Source organism: Pedobacter kyungheensis, from assembly GCF_000812965.1.
Classification (GTDB): domain Bacteria; phylum Bacteroidota; class Bacteroidia; order Sphingobacteriales; family Sphingobacteriaceae; genus Pedobacter; species Pedobacter kyungheensis.
Window position 1 is genome coordinate 1 of record NZ_JSYN01000038.1, and the last position, 19,313, is coordinate 19,313.

The 19,313-nt window shown below is 36.2% G+C and carries 23 protein-coding genes and 5 tRNA genes; 23 read left to right on the forward strand and 5 right to left on the reverse strand.

Features of this window, described 5'->3' with window-relative positions; all coding sequences use genetic code 11:
- Positions 1-194: 194 nt before the first annotated feature.
- The gene (locus tag OC25_RS23985; RefSeq protein WP_039481975.1) at positions 195-503 is read right to left on the reverse strand and encodes a hypothetical protein; all 309 of its coding nucleotides are present in this window, start codon (positions 501-503) and stop codon (positions 195-197) included.
- Between the two features lie 144 nt (positions 504-647).
- Between OC25_RS23985 and OC25_RS28255 the strand changes: the two genes are divergently transcribed.
- On the forward strand, positions 648-806 hold the full coding sequence (locus OC25_RS28255; protein WP_209435629.1) for a hypothetical protein: 159 nt from the start codon (positions 648-650) through the stop codon (positions 804-806).
- Here the strand turns inward: OC25_RS28255 and OC25_RS23990 are convergent.
- From OC25_RS23990 to OC25_RS24000, 3 genes are all read right to left on the reverse strand, one after another.
- On the reverse strand, positions 803-1,078 hold the full coding sequence (locus tag OC25_RS23990) for a hypothetical protein (protein WP_039481978.1): 276 nt from the start codon (positions 1,076-1,078) through the stop codon (positions 803-805). The genes OC25_RS28255 and OC25_RS23990 overlap by 4 nt on opposite strands.
- A gap of 116 nt (positions 1,079-1,194) precedes the next feature.
- Positions 1,195-2,376, reverse strand: a complete 1,182-nt coding sequence (locus tag OC25_RS23995; RefSeq protein WP_039481981.1) for a hypothetical protein — start codon at positions 2,374-2,376, stop codon at positions 1,195-1,197.
- 357 nt (positions 2,377-2,733) lie between these two features.
- On the reverse strand, positions 2,734-4,485 hold the full coding sequence (locus tag OC25_RS24000; protein ID WP_039481984.1) for a bifunctional lysophospholipid acyltransferase family protein/GNAT family N-acetyltransferase: 1,752 nt from the start codon (positions 4,483-4,485) through the stop codon (positions 2,734-2,736).
- Positions 4,486-4,581: 96 nt separating this feature from the next.
- Here OC25_RS24000 and OC25_RS24005 point away from each other — a divergent pair, with 96 nt between their 5' ends.
- From OC25_RS24005 to OC25_RS28170, 3 genes are all read left to right on the forward strand, one after another.
- Positions 4,582-5,478 carry a ComEA family DNA-binding protein gene (locus OC25_RS24005; RefSeq protein WP_039481986.1) on the forward strand — a complete coding sequence of 299 codons (897 nt, stop codon included), beginning with the start codon at positions 4,582-4,584 and terminating at the stop codon, positions 5,476-5,478.
- A 222-nt stretch (positions 5,479-5,700) separates the two neighbouring features.
- A complete protein-coding gene (locus tag OC25_RS24010) occupies positions 5,701-6,852 on the forward strand; it encodes an acyl-CoA dehydrogenase family protein (protein WP_039481989.1) in 1,152 nt (383 codons plus the stop codon).
- Between the two features lie 192 nt (positions 6,853-7,044).
- On the forward strand, positions 7,045-7,221 hold the full coding sequence (locus OC25_RS28170) for a DUF6496 domain-containing protein (protein ID WP_167335440.1): 177 nt from the start codon (positions 7,045-7,047) through the stop codon (positions 7,219-7,221).
- 198 nt (positions 7,222-7,419) lie between these two features.
- Here the strand turns inward: OC25_RS28170 and OC25_RS24015 are convergent, their stop codons facing one another.
- Positions 7,420-7,803 (reverse strand): hypothetical protein, encoded by a 384-nt coding sequence (locus OC25_RS24015; RefSeq protein ID WP_039481992.1) that lies wholly within the window; start codon positions 7,801-7,803, stop codon positions 7,420-7,422.
- A gap of 167 nt (positions 7,804-7,970) precedes the next feature.
- Between OC25_RS24015 and rpsU the strand changes: the two genes are divergently transcribed.
- The 19 genes from rpsU to rplL all read left to right on the forward strand — a co-directional run bounded on the left by rpsU (position 7,971) and on the right by rplL (position 19,258).
- Entirely contained in the window at positions 7,971-8,165 is a 195-nt protein-coding gene (gene rpsU / locus OC25_RS24020; RefSeq protein ID WP_039481995.1) for a 30S ribosomal protein S21, read from the forward strand.
- A 162-nt stretch (positions 8,166-8,327) separates the two neighbouring features.
- Positions 8,328-9,212, forward strand: a complete 885-nt coding sequence (locus OC25_RS24025; RefSeq protein ID WP_039481999.1) for a tyrosine-type recombinase/integrase — start codon at positions 8,328-8,330, stop codon at positions 9,210-9,212.
- Positions 9,213-9,226: 14 nt separating this feature from the next.
- Positions 9,227-9,574: a ribosome hibernation-promoting factor, HPF/YfiA family gene (gene hpf / locus OC25_RS24030; protein ID WP_039482001.1), complete on the forward strand. Its 348-nt coding sequence runs from the start codon at positions 9,227-9,229 to the stop codon at positions 9,572-9,574.
- A gap of 569 nt (positions 9,575-10,143) precedes the next feature.
- Positions 10,144-10,216, forward strand: a tRNA-Thr gene (locus OC25_RS24040).
- A 38-nt stretch (positions 10,217-10,254) separates the two neighbouring features.
- A tRNA-Tyr gene (locus OC25_RS24045) sits at positions 10,255-10,337 on the forward strand.
- An 80-nt stretch (positions 10,338-10,417) separates the two neighbouring features.
- Positions 10,418-10,493 (forward strand) — tRNA-Gly (locus tag OC25_RS24050).
- A 76-nt stretch (positions 10,494-10,569) separates the two neighbouring features.
- A tRNA-Thr gene (locus OC25_RS24055) sits at positions 10,570-10,641 on the forward strand.
- Between the two features lie 118 nt (positions 10,642-10,759).
- Positions 10,760-11,947, forward strand: a complete 1,188-nt coding sequence (gene tuf / locus OC25_RS24060) for an elongation factor Tu (protein WP_010601091.1) — start codon at positions 10,760-10,762, stop codon at positions 11,945-11,947.
- A 56-nt stretch (positions 11,948-12,003) separates the two neighbouring features.
- Positions 12,004-12,077: transfer RNA gene (locus OC25_RS24065), tRNA-Trp, on the forward strand.
- A gap of 91 nt (positions 12,078-12,168) precedes the next feature.
- Positions 12,169-12,366, forward strand: a complete 198-nt coding sequence (gene secE / locus OC25_RS24070; RefSeq protein ID WP_029279332.1) for a preprotein translocase subunit SecE — start codon at positions 12,169-12,171, stop codon at positions 12,364-12,366.
- Positions 12,367-12,375: 9 nt separating this feature from the next.
- Complete coding sequence (gene nusG / locus OC25_RS24075; protein ID WP_010601093.1) at positions 12,376-12,915, forward strand: transcription termination/antitermination protein NusG; 540 nt, start codon at positions 12,376-12,378, stop codon at positions 12,913-12,915.
- Positions 12,916-13,123: 208 nt separating this feature from the next.
- Positions 13,124-14,521, forward strand: a complete 1,398-nt coding sequence (locus OC25_RS24080; RefSeq protein ID WP_039482014.1) for a hypothetical protein — start codon at positions 13,124-13,126, stop codon at positions 14,519-14,521.
- Positions 14,522-14,537: 16 nt separating this feature from the next.
- Positions 14,538-15,107: a hypothetical protein gene (locus OC25_RS24085; protein ID WP_039482017.1), complete on the forward strand. Its 570-nt coding sequence runs from the start codon at positions 14,538-14,540 to the stop codon at positions 15,105-15,107.
- Positions 15,108-15,286: 179 nt separating this feature from the next.
- Entirely contained in the window at positions 15,287-16,174 is an 888-nt protein-coding gene (locus tag OC25_RS24090; protein ID WP_156131572.1) for a hypothetical protein, read from the forward strand.
- 216 nt (positions 16,175-16,390) lie between these two features.
- On the forward strand, positions 16,391-16,864 hold the full coding sequence (locus OC25_RS24100; protein ID WP_039482027.1) for a hypothetical protein: 474 nt from the start codon (positions 16,391-16,393) through the stop codon (positions 16,862-16,864).
- Between the two features lie 264 nt (positions 16,865-17,128).
- A complete protein-coding gene (gene rplK, locus OC25_RS24105) occupies positions 17,129-17,572 on the forward strand; it encodes a 50S ribosomal protein L11 (RefSeq protein WP_039482030.1) in 444 nt (147 codons plus the stop codon).
- Between the two features lie 20 nt (positions 17,573-17,592).
- Positions 17,593-18,291, forward strand: coding sequence for a 50S ribosomal protein L1 (gene rplA / locus OC25_RS24110; protein WP_025143259.1), 699 nt, complete (start codon positions 17,593-17,595; stop codon positions 18,289-18,291).
- Positions 18,292-18,293: 2 nt separating this feature from the next.
- Positions 18,294-18,815: a 50S ribosomal protein L10 gene (gene rplJ, locus OC25_RS24115; protein ID WP_039482033.1), complete on the forward strand. Its 522-nt coding sequence runs from the start codon at positions 18,294-18,296 to the stop codon at positions 18,813-18,815.
- Between the two features lie 65 nt (positions 18,816-18,880).
- Positions 18,881-19,258: a 50S ribosomal protein L7/L12 gene (gene rplL / locus OC25_RS24120; RefSeq protein ID WP_010601097.1), complete on the forward strand. Its 378-nt coding sequence runs from the start codon at positions 18,881-18,883 to the stop codon at positions 19,256-19,258.
- The last annotated feature ends 55 nt before the right edge of the window (positions 19,259-19,313 follow it).

Consider the following 19,313-nt stretch of genomic DNA (forward strand, 5'->3'; position numbering starts at 1 on the left):
TTGTAACTGTGATTTAGCCAATCCATACATATTGGAAAGTTCATGTACAGAGTGTTCTTCTTTGATTACCTTGTTGACTAAATCAAGTTTAAACTGATAGTCATATTTTTGTTTTCTACTCATAAAAAATGCCCCAAAAAGTGTCTAACTTTTTGGGGCATGTCCAGTTGGTTAACCAGCAGGGCCTTTTATTTTTATTCAGCTATTTCCTCTACGGGCGCTTTTACTTTTTTTGCTGCAACCACCTTAACTGGTTTTTCTTTAACCGGGGTAACAACAGTTTTTTCTTCTTTAATAAACGGGGCTATTGAATCATCTGTAGCCGGGATAGTTACTTTTTTAGCTAATTGTTTGGCAAACTTCTCGATCACTTTATCTGCTTTTTTGGTTTTGCCGTAAGCAAGAACCACCTCGCTAAAGGCTGCTGCTAACTTAGATGCTAATTCTTTACGTACTTTTTTGCTTGCTGAATGGTTTCGGGATTTTGCTTTATTTTTTTTCATCGAACTTAAAATGGATATCCTCAAAGATATGTTAACTAAGGATGAAATCAATATTATCTTTCTGTTAACTCGTTAGTTATGAGTTAACACATAAAATATTTATGGGTATATTTAATTAGTGCGGATGTGTTAAAGCTCAAGGTTATGAATATAAATTATCCAATTTTAATATGTGTTATTGTTCTCGTGGTGCTCCTGGTTGGTTACCTGATCTGGAAAAACCGAAAGGATGAGAAGAAATTTGAAAAGGATACTATAGATGCCGAACTCCCTCCTGAAAAAGACGATAAGGAGAATATTTAGAAATTAACTCCCGGCGCAACATCGCCACCTAAATCCAATGTGTTTTGAAAAGCTTCGAGGTAGCCAAGCAAATGGCGTTCGGCATTGGCATACGAAGTAAATGTTGAAGCAGGTATATTGGCTTCCTGCTCGCTGGTATTTTTAAAGTGCGAACTCACCTGAAAAGTAAAAGACTTTTCGTCGTTAATGGGGGATAGAATGCGGGCTTTAACCGGGTGTCCGTGAATTTCGACAAAAAACTCTTTGATAACAGTATAGATGATAGCAGCCATGGGGTTATTCTCCTTTAAGGATAAAAATACTGTAAATAAGCTGTTAATCTACTTGTTATTAATAAGATAATGTTTTTTTAATATTAATTTAACTTAAGCTTAATCTTTGAGGTGCTTTAACGCCTCGTAGGCTCGTAGGCATAAACAATCTCATATTTAATGTTTTTAAGCTTATCGGATAGCTGACCGATTTTTAAATCCTGGGCCTGTGGGGTTGGTTCGCAAAATGAATATTTTTTGCCTTTATAAGTAATAAAATCGCCCACAGGTTTATCAAACTGCACCGCCATGGTGAGGTGAGTGGGGTAGAGCAGGGCCACCATAGGTAAATTATAAATTTCTTTAACCAGGTAAAAAAACAAAGCTGCCCGGTCGTCGCAATCGCTGTATTTGTTTAACAGGGTTTGCTCTGGAGATAATCTTTTTTCTGCTCCAAAGTTTTGCTCGTCATTCTCGTATAAAAAGGCATACCGGGTAAAACGCATCAGATAATCAACCCCTTTTTTCTGATCCATGCCTTTTAAATTGTTCTTTAAAATCGGAATCAGTGAGCTGTAGGTTTCGCGGCTTAGCGGAATGTTAAAGTAACTTTCAAAATCAACACCCGGATAGTTTTTAAAAATAGCCTGCACATCTTCATTTACCTTTAGTTTAAAGTGGTAAATTTTTTGACGGTAGCTAAACTCTACATCTTTTTCGGCGTAATTTTCAGGCTTAAAGTCGGGCATGCGGGTAACCTTGTACGAAAAAGCATTTTTGGCTTCCGGAATGGTGATGTTAACCGGCTTATAAGCATCTGCTTGTTTAAACAGCTTTCCGTAATCATGGTAATTGAGGCACATGTACTTTTCGCCATCGATCATGAAAAACGGAATGTCGCTGATGTTTTCTTCATTCCTCACATAAAAAATAACCTGATCATTACCCACGGCTACCCTTGCGTCATAACCACACTTGCTTAATAAAAACCATTTGTACAAAGTATAGCGGAAGTAGTTATCGGCTTTGGGGCTAATCTGTTCCGCTGTTTTACGGATCAGCTGGTAGTAAATCCAGTCGTTAAGGTCGTACTGCTGCTGGTATTTTTTTAGCGCGCTGATTAAAGGCTCGTAATGGCCGGCTGATACATGACTGTAAAATTGTGCTGTTTCGGCAGCGGTTGCTTTTTGTGCAGTTTGAAAAACAATTGTAGAATCGATACTAAAATTGAAGGTACCATTATAAAAATCAAAAGAGTAGTTCTGTCCCTTTGCCGTAACCGCATTTAACGACAGGCAGGCGAACAAAAACGCACTCAAAAAATATGTATAAATCCTTCTTTTCAAACCACCTTAATATTTGGTTACATTAAATTTACTTATAATTAACATAAAAGCAACAATTTCTTTATGTTAAGCTCAATAACCAGCTTAATGAAAAATTAACACTGCTAAAGAGTAATGCTTTTATAGTGGTAGAAAAAAATCGTTTTAAGAAAGCTTACCAGCGAAGGGGGTAATCAGTAAAAGAAAATTTATTTATAACATTTCATTAATACCGGCTTAACAAGCTGCCTGTACTTTTGTGGCATAAATATTTGGTTAGTATTTATAAAGTTTAGGTTAGTTGATAATAAAAAACCCAGATGGATGTCTGGGTTTTTTTATTGCTTAAAATTATAAGTTCTTGCCAAGTTTTTCCAGCATCTCTGGTGGAATGTTGTGGGTATCTACCACTAAGAAACCATCCAGGCAATCAGAAAATTTCGGATCGATATTGAAAGAAATAATCTTCGCATTCAGGTTCATGTACTGCCTTAACAATACCGGTATTTTAATGTGCGAGTTTTCGATATCGCCAATAATGCTATCCAGGTCTTTAAAAGATTCGCTGCTATCTACCAAAGTATCGGTAGCAATGGGCAATAAATCGGCCTTGAATTTATTTCTCGGTTTAACATATTTGGCCATTTCGTAATCGAAGTGGTTTTTCGTAATGTAATCTACAATCAATGCCTTACTAAACTTCGAAAAATTATTGCTGATACTTACCGGACCAAACATGTAGCGGTATTGCGGATTATCAATCAGGTATTTCAAAATACCTTTCCAAAGTAAGAACAAAGGAAGTGGTTTACCCTGGTATTCTTTTCTGATCCACGAACGGCCGAGCTCAATACCTTGTCTCAACATCGGATAAAACTGATCTTTCATTTTAAACAACTCTGAAAGGTAGAAACCACGGCGGCCCATGCTTTCTAAAATTTCGTCGCCTTTACCAATGCGGTAGGCACCTACAATATTTTCAAGGTCCTTATCCCAAATAAATAAGTGGTTATAGTAAATGTCGTAGTTGTCGAGGTCGATTTTTTTGTTGGTTCCTTCGCCTACCTCGCGGAAAGTAATTTCGCGTAAACGGCCAATTTCCCTTAAAATGTTCGGGATTTTTAATGTCGGAACAATATAAACCTCATAGTTTTTCTCGGTCCAAACCTTAAAATCTTCCAGCTGGTCTACTTCTCCTTTAATCAGCACGCGCGAAGTTTCTTCAATTACATCAGCTGCTTTCTTTTTAATTTTAAACAGATTAAGCGGGTTGAAGAGTTTTTTCTCGGTATCTAAACCAATTCCCAGCGCATAAGTACGGGCCCTTAAAAAGTCCATTAGCTTATTGCTGCTGTTCATATGCGAAATTTCGGAAACCGCAATTGGTTTACCAATTCTTACTTTAATGGTGCGGCCATGCTTATTTAAAAACTCAGAAGGTAATTTGGCTGTCCGCAGGGTAGGGTGTATGAAACTGAGAATATTGAAAAACACACCATTGTTACCATGGAAATAAATCGGAACCACAGGCACTTTTGCTTTCGCAATTAGTTTACCAACCACAGGATGCCACATCCTGTCGGTTACCTGTTGTGCATCCAGCTTAAAGGTCGAAACCTCGCCAGCAGGGAAAATTCCAATCGGTGTTCCGTTTCTAAGTAAATCGAAAGTTGTTTTTAAACCACTGATACTTGAGGAGTGCTGCACATTTTCGAAGGGATTAACCGCAACAAAAAATTCGTCAAGATTCGGGATTTTCTTCAAAATGAAGTTTACCATCACCTTTGCATCCGGGCGTACCGTACACAAAAGCTTAACCAGGGCCAGCCCCTCAACCCCACCGTAAGGGTGGTTGGCAATGGCAATAAATGGGCCTGTTTTAGGTATGCTGTTTAAGTCATCTTCATCAAATTCGATAGAAACGCCAATGGTTTCTAATATTTTATCTACAAATTCTAAACCTTTAAAGTGTTGGTTTTGAGCGAAAACGTCGTTAATGTCGTTCAGTTTCATGATCTCCATCATCAAACCTGCCAAACCCGGTACACCCAGCTTATCAATCTTGGTTGCTTTCGCAAATTCAGATGTAGTAATAATCTTCATATAAAATTCTTTGTGGCGTTGATAGGCAAAACCTATACTGTTTTGCAATCCCAAAAATAAGATTTATATTTATAATACACATGTCATATCACATCTATGAGAATTTGGCTCAACAAACATTTCGGTTTTAGCAAAGGCGAATTCAATGGCTTGTTGTTTCTGGTGCTGCTCATTATTGTAATTAAAGCCATACCTTTTATATATGGTTACTATAAACCTGTTGAAAAAGACGACCCTTTACTTTTATCCCGGATTCAGCAATTAAAGGTAGTAGATGAAGAGCGCCAGGCCTATATCAGCGAACGGACTGAGCATGATAATAAGCCTAAAAATCTCCGTTTTTTTAATTTCGATCCCAATACTTTACCCGTTGCAGGTTGGCAAAGTTTTGGCTTATCACCAAAGCAGGCTGCAGCTGTGGTAAATTATACCCTAAAAGGTGGTCGCTTTTATAAACCTGAAGATCTTCAGAAAATGTACACCATTTCGCCTGAGCTGTACCATAAATTGCTGCCCTATGTTCAGATAGCGGAAAAACCAGCAGGTGTTGATAAAAGTTTTACCCCCTTAGAAAGGAAAGCTTATGTGAAGAAAACGGTAATTGTAGATATCAATACCGCCGATTCTGCAGAGCTTGATGAAATAAAAGGGATAGGTGGTACTTTTGCCAAACGGATTATTAAATACCGCGACCGTTTAGGCGGATTTTACAAAACAGAACAGTTGATGGAGGTGTATGGCCTGGATGAGCAAAAATATGCCGAAATTAAAGATCAGGTTTCAATTGGTAAGGCCGGTCTTAAAACCATCAATATCAATACTGCAGTTTTTAACGATTTAAAAAGTAATCCCTATTTGTCGTTCAAACAGATTAATGCCATTATCCAATACCGCAAACAGCATGGTAACTATACCGGAATTGACGATTTAAAAAAGGTTGTGCTTTTAAATCAGGAGGTGATTGATAAAATAAGCCCTTATATTTCTTTTTAGCGGCAGATGCAGATTTAGCCAGACTGGATTTGATCAAAGTGGACTTATGGTTGTAAAAAAAAATGAAAAAAAGTTTTCAGGCTAATTTCAGGGTTTAAAATTAGTGGTATAGCTTATTGAACCAAATACCATTTCATTCTGCAATTGCGCAAATATTTGATGGTAATTAACTATCAAATAAATGATTATAATTGCTGCAACTAACTATAAAATATACATCTGATGAGCGTGAGCTTTGATTTTTCAGCAACAGAAACTCAGCAAAGTGTGCGGGCAATGGTCAGCGATTTTGCAGAGAAAAACATTCGTCCAAATATTATGGAATGGGATGAAACCCAGCATTTCCCTGTTGAATTGTTTAAACAACTTGGAGATTTGGGCGTAATGGGTGTTTTAGTACCCGAAGCATACGGAGGTGCCGGATTGGGCTACCAGGAATATGTTGATGTAATTGTAGAAGTAGCACGGGTCTGTGGCTCAATTGGCTTATCGCTTGCGGCACACAATTCTTTATGTACAGGCCATATTCTGGCCTTTGCCAACGAAGAACAAAAGCAAAGATGGCTGCCAAAACTGGCAAGTGCCGAATGGATTGGCGCCTGGGGTTTAACTGAAGCCAATACAGGTTCGGATGCTTTAAGAATGATGACTACCGCTGTTGAGGATGGCGATGACTATATTATTAATGGTGCAAAAAACTGGATTACCCACGGTAAAAGTGGTGATATTGCGGTTGTAATGGTTCGTACTGGCGAAAAGGGGAGTTCTAAAGGGATTTCTGCTATTGTGGTAGAACGGGGTACGCCAGGCTTTTCGGCTGGAAAAAAAGAAAATAAACTGGGCATGCGTGCATCGGAAACCACCGAAATGGTTTTTGATAATTGCCGTGTACCGAAAGCCAATTTATTGGGTAATGTAGGGGAAGGTTTTAAACAGGCTATGAAAGTTTTGGATGGCGGCCGTATCTCGATTGCCGCACTGGCACTTGGGATTGCCAAGGGCGCTTTTGATGCTGCTGTAGCTTATTCGAAACAACGCCAGCAATTTGGTCAGCCAATTTCGAACTTTCAGGCCATTAGTTTTAAGCTGGCCGATATGGCAACTGAAATTGAAGCGGCCGAATTATTGATCCGCCAGGCAGCAGATTTAAAAAACAGACACCAGCCCATGACTAAGGAAGCAGCGATGGCTAAATATTTTGCCTCGGAAGTTTCGGTGAAGGTAGCCACAGAGGCTGTTCAGATTTTTGGTGGCTATGGTTATACCAAAGATTTCCCGGTAGAGAAATTTTACCGCGACAGTAAATTATGCACCATAGGCGAGGGTACATCGGAAATACAGAAGATTGTGATTGCCCGGGAAGTTTTAAGTTAAGCAGAAAGACTAAAGCTTAAAGACCAAAGCAGCTTCACACTATAAAGAAACAACAAACCAAATATATTATGAGTAATCCGGACGGTTTAACCACCTCCGGATTTTTTTATTTAAAATTTTAAAACTCCCCATCCTGATCTATGTTCTTACTAAATACTAAATACTAAATACTAAATACTAAATACTAAAGAGATGGCAAAGTATTCAGAAAAAGCTGGTGAGAAAGTAGAAAAAACCATGCACGAAATGAAAGAAGGGAAATTGAAAAGTGGTTCAGGTAAAAAAGTGACCTCTAAAAAACAGGCAATCGCAATCGGTTTATCGGAAGCCCGGAAAGCAGGCGCTAAGGTACCGAAGAAGAAAAGCTAATTTTTAAGCGGAAAGACTAAAGCTTAAAGACCAAAGCTGCCGGGTATGAGGCCAGTTTAAAGCGTAAAGCGCTTAAGTCTTTTTCACCACCTAAGACATTTAAGGGCATCTAAGCTTTCTGTTTTGGTCTTTGCGCTTTTAGCTTATTTCAGGATCTTGCTTTCTGCTTTAGTCTTTGGACTTTCAGCTTCTTTCTGCTCATTGAATATCCTTGCTTGTTAAAATACTATCCACCACGTATACGCTAAAGCCGCGCCATGGAAGGGTATTTTTATATTCTTTATAATGTAGCTCGTAAAATTTGCCGCTATTGGCCATCATTTTGTCTGCGATTGCTTTATTGGCAATAGAAAATTCGAATTCGTTGTTCTGTACAGTTCCGGTTTGGCGCGATTTAATACCGCTTTGGATCAGTTTTCCTTCATAGGTTTTAAAAATGTAGCCTTTCTTCACTACATAATTTAATTCGCCGGCTTTAACACCTTCGCCAAATACAAAGAAATAGCGATAATAGCAGATTGCTGCCAGTAGGAGAACAATGATTACCGCAATAATGGTGATTGCTTTTTTGCCTGTTGTCATAGTATAAATAGTTTAGTTAAATGTAAGTAAAGAACAGTTTAATTAGGCTAATGATTTTAATAAAAATTCTTTTAAAAAAGCTTTCTCATTCTCAATAATTTACTTACATTTGCAGCCCCGATAACACGGATAAATTTAAAAACCACGAGAGGAGGTATTTCAGCGTTATGATCATTATCAACATTAAAGACGGCGAATCATTAGATAAAGCCCTTAAACGTTTCAAGAAAAAGTTTGAAAAAACTGGTGTGTTAAGAGAACTACGTAGCCGTCAGGCATACGAGAAGAAATCTGTTACCCGTCGTACTGAAATTAAACATGCTGTTTACATTCAGAATATGAATCAGGATACAACTTCTTAAGTTGTTTAAGATATAATATATAAAAGCTCTCCGGATGTAAATCTGGAGAGCTTTTTTGTTTTTAAAGGAATCGAAAACTTTACAATAAACAATTAATTAATGATTTCTTTATATCAAAACTATTTGTAACTTCATATCAGTACCCGCTCAAATTGATATGGCATGTTGCTAAAAAGTTTTATCACATATTTAACTCACGAGAAACGCTATTCTCAGCATACCGTTACTTCTTATCAAGCCGATTTAGAACAGTTTGAAGGGTATATCCAAAATACATTCGAGCTTGAGTTTTTAGCGGTAAAGCATACCCATCTCAGAAGTTACCTGGTTGATTTAATGGAGCACGAAAATGCCGAAACAACCATAAGCCGCAAAATTTCAGCTTTACGCAGTTTTTACAAATTTTTATTGAGGGAAGGCAAGATTGACCAGAACCCTACCGTTTTAATTAAGGCGCCTAAAATTCCCAAAAGACTGCCTGTATTTGTTGATGCGCAAAAAATGGATCATTTACTGGATTCTGACCATTATTTTGATGCAAGTTTCCCTTCCGTACGTGACCACGTAGTGATTGAGCTGCTTTTTGGTACCGGCATGCGTTTAACTGAATTACTGCAATTAAAAGATACCGATATAGATGTTTACTCGGCTACGATTAAAGTTTTGGGTAAAAGGAACAAGGAGCGTATTATCCCAATAAATAAATCGCTTATCAATCAGCTAAATACCTATATCGAACAAAAAAAGTTGCAAAACTTTAATAACAATTTGCTTATCTTAATCGTTACCAATACAGGTGCAGCGGCATATCCGAAATTAATATACCGCATTGTTACCGAATACCTAAAACACGTATCAACCCATGAAAAGAAAAGTCCACATGTGTTGCGGCATAGCTATGCAACGAGCCTGTTAAATGCAGGAGCAGATTTAAATGCAATAAAAGAATTATTAGGCCACGCCAGTTTAGCGGCCACACAGGTTTACACCCATAATTCGATCGAAAGATTAAAAACAATTTATAAACAAGCCCACCCAAAGGCGTAAAAAAAGGAGGAAAAATGAAAATCGGAGTTCAATCAATCCATTTCAATGCAGACAGTAAGTTGTTAGACTTTATCCAGAAAAAAGCAAATAAACTCGATCAGTTTTTTGATCAGATCATTAGCGGCGAAGTGTATTTAAAGTTAGAGAACGTAGAGGATGAAGCCAATAAAATCAGTGAGATTAAACTTATTGTGCCAGGAGGGACCTTATTCGCTAAAGAACAATGTAAATCATTTGAAGAAGCCACCGACCTGGCTATCGAATCTTTAAGAAAGCAAATTACGAAACACAAGGATAAAACGCGTGCTAAACTAAGCGAGCACAAAGCCATTTTAAGCGAAAGCGAAGCGGCAGATTATTAATACGAAGTAGAAAATTAATAAAAAAGGAAGCAGTGCAAATTAAAATGCACTGCTTTTTTTGTGAAAAGGTGGGGTGATTTTTTTAAAATTGACAGTTTTTGATCAGAAAAAATGTGTTCAATAAGTATGATTTAATAGAAATTACATTTTTTTTCACCCTTAATTTCACTTTTTTGGTTTGACTTTTGAATAAAAAAAGAACTAAAAAGGGCCCATTTTATTTTTTTTGAAAATTATTTAGCTGTTTATTTCAGGTGAGTATTGCGGTTATTATTCGTAAAGCCTGGTTTTTTAGAAAATGGAGCAAAAAAAGTAAAAAAAATATTCAATTTTAAGCGGTTGATTACTAAGCCAATTCGGCTTGTTTATGGAAACAGACGAAAAAACTTAGCCATTTTTTTTAAAATTTATTTTGAAGTGAAATATAAGTGTGTATATTTGCATTCCCTTTCGGAAAGGGCGTTACGCCAAGAAGAAAAGGGTTGTTCTTTAAAAAGATAAAAGTTTTAAAAATACACGCTAATAGTATGAAAAATGAAGATTTTTCGTATCATTGCACAAAATTTAAAGCCTCCTTAGCTCAGCTGGTAGAGCAACTGACTTGTAATCAGTAGGTCATTGGTTCGATTCCGATAGGAGGCTCTTTTTATTTTAAAGTGTTAACATTTTAAGATAAAGTTGGGGAGATACCAGAGCGGCCAAATGGGACAGACTGTAACTCTGTTGTCGTAAGACTTCGAAGGTTCGAATCCTTCTCTCCCCACACTTTAAATGAATGAATGACCAAATGTTTTACTGATCAGACCGGTCATTCATTCGTTCAATCAATCACTGATTTTAAAAGCGGAAGTAGCTCAGTTGGTAGAGCGATAGCCTTCCAAGCTATAGGTCGCGAGTTCGAACCTCGTCTTCCGCTCCAATTTAAAATTAGAAAGTCGACAGTTACTGAAAAGCTTTAAGTAATTAGAGTTAAATACAGGAGCTGAAAGCTAAAAGCCGACTTAGCTCAGCGGTAGAGCACTTCCTTGGTAAGGAAGAGGTCGTGGGTTCAATTCCCATAGTTGGCTCAGGTATAATAAAGCTTTGTTAAATCTGTTTAAAGCAGAGTAGACAAGGTTTTTTGTGTTGAAAAAACAATAAATAAAAATAATAAAAAAGTTAACCTACTAATTAGTTATAAATAAAATGGCAAAAGAAAAATTTGACCGCAGTAAACCGCACTTAAACATCGGTACAATTGGTCACGTGGATCACGGTAAAACAACTTTAACAGCGGCTATTACAAAAGTTTTAGCTGATGCTGGTTTAACTGAGGCACGTTCATTCGATTCTATTGACTCTGCTCCAGAGGAAAAAGAAAGAGGTATCACTATCAATACAGCTCACGTTGAGTATTCAACAGCTAACCGTCACTATGCACACGTTGACTGTCCAGGTCACGCGGATTACGTGAAAAACATGGTTACTGGTGCTGCTCAAATGGACGGTGCAATTATCGTTGTTGCTGCTACTGATGGTCCAATGCCACAAACTCGTGAGCACATCTTGTTAGCTCGTCAGGTTGGTGTGCCTTCATTAGTTGTATTCATGAACAAAGTGGATATGGTTGATGATCCAGAATTATTAGAACTAGTTGAAATGGAAGTTCGTGAATTATTATCATTCTACGAATTCCCAGGTGATGATATTCCAGTAATCCAAGGTTCTGCTTTAGGTGGATTAAACGGAGATGCTAAATGGGTTGGTAAAATCATGGAATTAATGGATGCTGTAGATAGCTACATTCCAATTCCTCCACGTTTAACTGATCTTCCTTTCTTAATGCCTGTTGAAGACGTATTCTCAATCACTGGTCGTGGTACTGTTGCTACTGGTCGTATTGAGCGTGGTGTAATCAACTCTGGAGATCCTGTTGAGATCTTAGGTATGGGTGCTGAGAACTTAAAATCTACAGTAACTGGTGTTGAGATGTTCCGTAAAATCTTAGATTACGGTGAGGCTGGTGATAACGTAGGTTTATTGTTACGTGGTATTGAGAAAACTGATATCCGTCGTGGTATGGTAATCTGTAAACCAGGTTCAGTAACTCCTCACACTGATTTCAAAGCTGAGATCTATGTATTATCAAAAGCAGAAGGTGGTCGTCACACTCCATTCTTCAACAAATATCGTCCTCAATTCTATTTCCGTACCACAGACGTAACTGGTGAGATCTCACTAGCTGAAGGAACTGAAATGGTTATGCCAGGTGATAACGTTACAATCACTGTTAAATTAATTAACGCGATTGCAATGGAAAAAGGTCTACGTTTCGCTATCCGTGAAGGTGGTAGAACAGTAGGTGCTGGTCAGGTAACTGAAATCTTAGCTTAATTTTAAGCTGCAACAATACAAAAAGAGCTGGTTCAGGCTAGCTCTTTTTAAAATACACGGGAATAGTTCAACGGTAGAATAGAGGTCTCCAAAACCTTTGATCAGGGTTCGAATCCTTGTTCCCGTGCCAAAATAATGATTGAATTAGTGAATTTTTAAGGATTGAATGTATTTTATATTCAGTCTCTCACTAGCTCAATCATTTAATCATTATAATAAATATGGCTAAAGTAGTTGAGTTTATAAAAGAATCGTACGATGAAATGACCCAGAAGGTTACCTGGCCTACATGGGGCGAGCTGCAAAGTTCTGCAATTCTGGTATTGGTGGCTTCTTTAATTATTGCATTGGTAATTTTTGCAATGGATAAAGGATCTACATTTGTGTTAGATACTTTTTATAAATCACTTTCTAATTAATATTTACGAATGAGCGATCTAAAGTGGTACGTTGTAAGGGCGGTAAGCGGTAAAGAAAAGAAAGTAAAACAGTACATTGATGCTGAGATCAGCCGTTTAGGTTTCTCTCATTTGGTTCCTCAGGTGTTAATCCCGATGGAAAAATATTACCAAATGAAAGATGGTAAAAAAATTGCCAAAGAACGTAACTTTTACCCTGGATATGTGTTAATCGAAGCCACCTTAGATGGTGAGTTAGAGCACATTATTAAAGGTATCAATAGTGTAATTGGTTTCTTAGGCGATAAGGCCGGTAACCCAATTCCAATGCGCCAGGCAGAAGTTAACCGCATTTTAGGTGTGGTTGATGAAATGAGCGAGCAAGGCGAAACCATGAATGTTCCTTACTATGTTGGCGAAAACATCAAAGTAATGGACGGACCTTTCAACGGTTTCTCTGGTATTATCGAAGAGGTAAACGAAGAGAAGAAAAAACTGAAAGTTATGGTTAAAATCTTCGGTCGTAAAACTCCGCTTGAATTGAACTACATGCAGGTTGAAAAAGAGTAAGCAATTACTAAAAATATTTAGAACCCCGGATTAACCGGGGTTTTTTTATGCCCTTATATTTCTTGTATACAATTTAGTATTATTTGTTTGTAGTTTTAATTTTTTAGTTATATTCGTCTAGCTGTAATCCCAGGCTATTTAATTTTCTAACTAAATTAATGAAATAGGAACAACTTATCTCTCACTAAAGCAGTGTGTACTGGCTTTAATGTTATTAACAACAACAAGTGTTGTTATTTATTCTTGTAAGAAAAATCGCGAAGCTTCAATTACTGAATTAAATACTCAGCTTCTAAACGAATCGAGAACTTATTTCCAAAGCATTATTTTAAAACAAATAGCACTAAACGATAACAACATTAGGCATAGTATAGAAAAAATGCCATTATGGGATAAGGCTTTTGTAAAGAAAATATCAGTTGGTAATGCTGTAATTGTTCCCATAAAATATAAAAATGATATTTTGTTACGTCCCCAGGATTCTGACAATAATATTATAATAGGCAAAACCAGCTACTTGATTATTTTTAAAGATCAAAATAAATCCTGGTGTGCTGAATGGGTAACGCTAATTCCAATGGCAAATAAGATTAAAGGTAAATTTGTAGGCATTGTTAATATAGAAGATTGGAATGGTCAATTTAAGCGAGCTTATGCTGTTGGTGAAAATGGCGGTATAAAAAATATATATAAAGATGAATCTTTCATTTTTAAAAAAATAAATTATGCAAGTACAACTTGTATTCGAATTGATCATTATAGTGGTGTGGGTGTTGATGGTTATATGCAATATACTTATTTAGGAAGTGAAACCTTTTGTTTTGGGGGTGGAAATGGTGGTGGAAATACAGACAATGCTCCTGATTTAGATAATAATGGTGGTACTTCTGGCGGTGGCGAACCTAATGACTACACCAGCATGTACGATTGTAATAATGATTTGAACGGTAGTGCTCGAATTGAAAACTGTGGTTGCATTGGTGGGAATACAGGGATTCAAAGTTGTGCTGATATTACCGATAAAATTAAAAATAAGTGCTTGGATTCAGTTTGGATTAAAGTTAAGGATACTTTGAATAATAAAATTGCCAAAATATTAAACAATACCTTTAACACAAGTGATAAAATAAATTTCAAAATTGTTGATGGTAATATTGATGGTGGATACGCTGCCAAAACGGAAGTTGTTACGGATAAAGTGAATAGTGATGGTATTCATGTATTCGATGTGAAAGTAACGCTTAATAAAAATACTTTACCATCAGCCTCACAAGAATTTATTGCTACTACAATGGTGCATGAAATTATGCATGCATATTTTGATTCACAGAAAACGTATTATACACAACAATTTCAGCAACATAGAAACATGGCAGAAAATTATATAGATGATTTGAAAAATGCCGTACAAGCCATTTATTCTAGTTTAGATGACAAAGCAGCTTACGCATTAATTCTAAATGGTTTTGGAGATATTTTCAAAAATGATTTGACCTATTGGAATTCTTTAGTTTCTAAATATGATCTGGATAACGCACAAATCATAAATATAAGAGACAGTTACAAAAGTCATAATTCAGGAACTAAGACGGCATGCTCACAATAATTAGATTAAACATTTTATGAAAAAAATAATCTTTATCATCAGTATATTTTGTTTACTTACTTTGAGCTCAAAAGCGCAGAATAAGTTAGCCACATTAACATCTTTAAATGTTTCTGATATCAACAATTATATTTCTGCAAATTATAAGTTAAAGGAAAAGGCACTTGATACCCTGTGCTTGTACACTACAGTATTTATGAAATTTAAAGTAGCGGCGAATGGTAAAATAGTTGAGCTAGCACTCTCTGAAAAGACTCCAGATGTGATTAAAAAAGGTTTGGAGAAAGCTATAGAATCTTCTAACGGTCATTGGAGTAATGTAGATACTGATTTGGAGTATTTCTCTAAGAAGACATTTATCTTGCCTATTGTGCTATTCTACGGAAGGGGTTGTGAGGTTGGGACTGGAGAGTTAGAGATTAATATCTCTGAGGAAAGAAGAGCAAAAGAATATAGAAAACTGGATAATACTGCACGAAATGCAAATTATGCTGTTATGGATATTTTGAAATCTAATGGTAAGTACTTAAATATGTTAGAATGTGTAATTCTTTCTCCACTAACAATGGGAGCCAGTGGTTATTAATTCATTTATTATACTCAATTGAAGGGGCAATCCATTATATTTTAAGAAGATGGCTTGGGGTGGTTTGCAATATACTTCTGCATATAAGTTTGCTCCAGAGGGTGCAAGTTATACCAACAGTGCAGAAGTTGGCAATGCATCAACAACAATAACTCAAACCCTAAATTGTAAAAAATAAAATGATGAATCTAAAATATCTAATGCTTTGTATTTTTGTTTTATGCAATGTTAAGGCATTTAGTTTTGAAAATTATAAGTTACAATATTTGATAATTGAAACTAATGCCTTGCCGTCAAAATCTCAGATTGGGTATAACCTACTCCAGACCCAAGATACATTTAAAAAGAATGCATATATCTTAAATGTAAGCTATAAAGTGAACGGCATTAAAAGTTCAATTGGTGCTGACGCTAATTTTATTTTTGTCTTTTATGTTTTTCCAAAAGCCAAAGATTTAAAACTGGTCGAAGTTTCCAAATCAGATTCAATTACTGAAGCAGGTGATATTTCTAATATCAGAAACATACTTATACATACGTCCGGCAGCATTGATGATTTTAATTTCATTCCATTGATCCGCTACCAAAATAAATTATATAAGTTTAAAGAAGCAGATATTTTTGGGCAGGCGTTTAATTTGAAGGAAAAGGCTCAATATTTTCCCGATTATGCACCACTAATGTCGAATCGATACGAATTGAATTTATTAGGTAAACCTTATACTGAGCAAGATATTGAGGCAATTCAAAATAAAATGAAAACCGATACAAGTGGGATGAAGCATTTTGAGTATGACGGTTTTGACGGTAAATGGAATATAAAGGCTATAAACAAATCTGAAAAAACCTTCGATTTTTGGATTCGTTTAATAAGGGTAGCCACCGGATCCTATAGTTTTGGCAGATTTGCAAATGAAATCAAATTTAAATTAAATGTAGGGGTTATTGGTTTTAAAGTAGAGCCGCTAAAACCTCTTTTCGATGAACCGCATGCAGAGAAGTACCGGGGAAAAAGTGTACCATTTGCCTTTAAAAACTTTGTTGATATAAAATCAGTGATCCATTAATAAGCTGATATATAAGATCTCCCTTCTTATAGCTTTGCTGTTTAATATTGTAACAAGTTATGCTCCGCAAAATTTAAAATCTTCTCGTTTATACAAGTTTTTTATAAAAAATACCGACAGTGCAATTGTATTTCATTATAAGAGCAATTGGGGAGTTCCACCTGAACACCTGATTTTATGCGAAAAAGAAGCTGCAATTAATTTAATTTTTAAACTATGAAATCTATATCATTAATAATAATTGCAGTATTTTCGTTTTGTTCGCTTTCATCTGGGCAAGAAAATGGAGATAAATTAATTAGAAAATTTTTGGCAGATATTTATAATACTAAAATATCTTCAGAAGTTATCATATCAAAATTCGTAAAGCACGAAGATACAGTATCTTTAAGAACTGCAGCTTTGGCAATATTGGATATGAGAAGCCCGCGAGATAGTAGTACAGGGCATTTTTCAATTATGAAGAAAGATATTCTTGAACACAATTTTTCGATTGATAATTTTATTGCTTTTAACAGTTCAGATCAATCGCAATTCAATAACCTTTCTGAGGTTGATAAAAAGGGAGTGTACAGGATAAAGCTAAAAAATACAATACCAGTTTATGTACTGGTTAAGCAAAATAAAATAGTATCATTTTTTGGTTTCCGAAAAGCCGGCAGTGATTTCTATACTTTTATTGTTTACTAATGAAAGCTTAATTTAAGTAATTATCAAAAGTGTAAGCAAATTCTAGATGTGAAACAGTGAAGCCTATTGGGGTAGCTGAAGAATTCATTAAAACATGATGATGAGACTTTGAAAACATTTAAATTTATTTTTCTCAATCTATTGTAGGACTGCAAGATTATCCATATCTTTGCAGTCCTTTAAGCTTTATAGGAGCCCTAAGGAAATAAATGTTACATGCTTCCAATATTTAACATTGAGTTTTAAATAAACAAAAAACACAAAATGGCAAAAGAAGTCAGTGCAATGATCAAATTACAGATCAAAGGCGGAGCGGCAAATCCATCGCCACCAGTAGGACCTGCGTTAGGTGCTAAAGGGGTGAACATTATGGAGTTTTGCAAACAGTACAACGCTCGTACCCAAGATAAAGCAGGTAAAGTATTGCCAGTTGTAATTACTGTTTATGCTGATAAGTCATTCGATTTCATCATCAAAACCCCTCCGGTAGCTATTCAGTTAAAAGATGCTACTAAATTACAGAGTGGTTCTGCTGAGCCTAACCGTAAGAAAGTTGGGTCGGTGACCTGGGACCAGATTAAAGTTATTGCTGAGGATAAAATGCCTGATTTAAATGCATTTACAATCGAATCAGCAATGAGTATGGTTGCTGGAACAGCACGCAGTATGGGAATCACCGTTTCTGGTGACGCACCCTGGAAAAATTAATTAAAAAACAGTTTACAACAGTGGCGAAATTAACTAAAAATCAAAAAAAGGCACATGCTAAAATAGAAGCTGGCAAAGCTTATACTTTGAAGGATGCTGCTGCTTTGGTAAAAGAAATCACTACTACTAAATTCGATGCTTCAGTTGATATTGATGTATCTTTAGGCGTAGATCCACGTAAAGCCAATCAAATGGTGCGTGGTATTGCTACTTTACCACACGGAACAGGTAAAACTGTACGTGTTTTAGCTTTAGTAACTCCTGATAAGGAAGAAGAAGCGAAAGCAGCTGGCGCAGACTTCGTAGGTTTAGACGAGTATGTAGCTAAAATTGAAGGTGGTTGGACCGATGTAGACATTATTATCACTACACCAGCTTGTATGGCTAAGGTAGGTAAATTGGGCCGTGTTTTAGGTCCAAGGAACTTAATGCCTAACCCAAAATCAGGTACAGTAACTAACGAAGTTGGTAAAGCTGTAACTGAGGTTAAAGCAGGTAAGATTGATTTTAAAGTAGACAAAACGGGTATCATACACGCCTCGATAGGAAAAGTATCATTCCCGGCAGATAAAATTTATGAGAACGCACTTGAAATTATTCAGGTGATTTCAAAATTAAAACCATCTGCTGCAAAAGGAACTTATTTCAAGAGCATTCACGTGTCTTCTACAATGAGTCCTGGGATTGCAATTGAAACCAAATCAGTAGCGGGGATCTAATCATGAACAGAGAAGAAAAAAACGAAGTAGTTTTAGAACTACAAGGACAAATGCAAGAGTTTGGCAATTTTTATATTGCTGATACTTCTAGCCTTTCTGTTGAGCAGATTAATAACATCCGTCGCAAATGTTTTGAAGGCGATATCGTAATGAAAGTTGCTAAAAACTCTTTAATCCGCAAAGCGATTGAAGGTTTAGAAGGCGACGCTTCTGAGATATACGAAGCATTAAAAGGTTCATCATCATTATTATTCTCAAAAACAGCTAATGCTCCGGCTAAGTTGATTAAAGCTTTGAGAAAAACTTCTGATAAACCAGTGCTTAAAGCAGCATTCATAGATTCATCAGTATACGTTGGCGATGACCAATTGAATAACTTAGTAAGCTTGAAATCAAGAGAAGAGCTTATCGGAGATATCGTTGGATTATTACAATCACCAGCTAAAAATGTTCTATCTGCACTTCAATCAGGCGGTAGCAAAATTGCAGGAATTGTTAAAACTCTACAAGAAAGAGAAGGTTAACGAACACCTTAAGTTCGCAAATTAAACAAAATTATTTTTACGTAAATTTTTAAAATCTTAATAAAATGGCAGATTTAAAAGCGTTTGCTGAGCAATTAGTAAACTTAACAGTTAAAGAAGTTAATGAATTAGCTCAAATCTTAAAAGATGAGTATGGTATTGAGCCTGCAGCTGCTGCTGTAGTTGCTGGTCCTGCTGCTGGTGGTGATGCACCTGCTGCTGCTGCAGAAAAAACATCTTTTGATGTAATCTTAAAAGAAGCTGGTGGTCAGAAATTAGCAGTTGTAAAACTTGTTAAAGACTTAACTGGTTTAGGTTTGAAAGAAGCTAAAGACTTAGTTGACGGTGCACCAAAAGAATTAAAAGCTGGTGTTGCTAAAGACGAAGCAGAAGCTCTTAAAAAACAATTAGAAGAAGCTGGAGCAGTAGTTGAGATTAAGTAATCACTTAACTTAGCTAAGCTAAAAATGTATTAGACACCGACTGAAAATGTCGGTG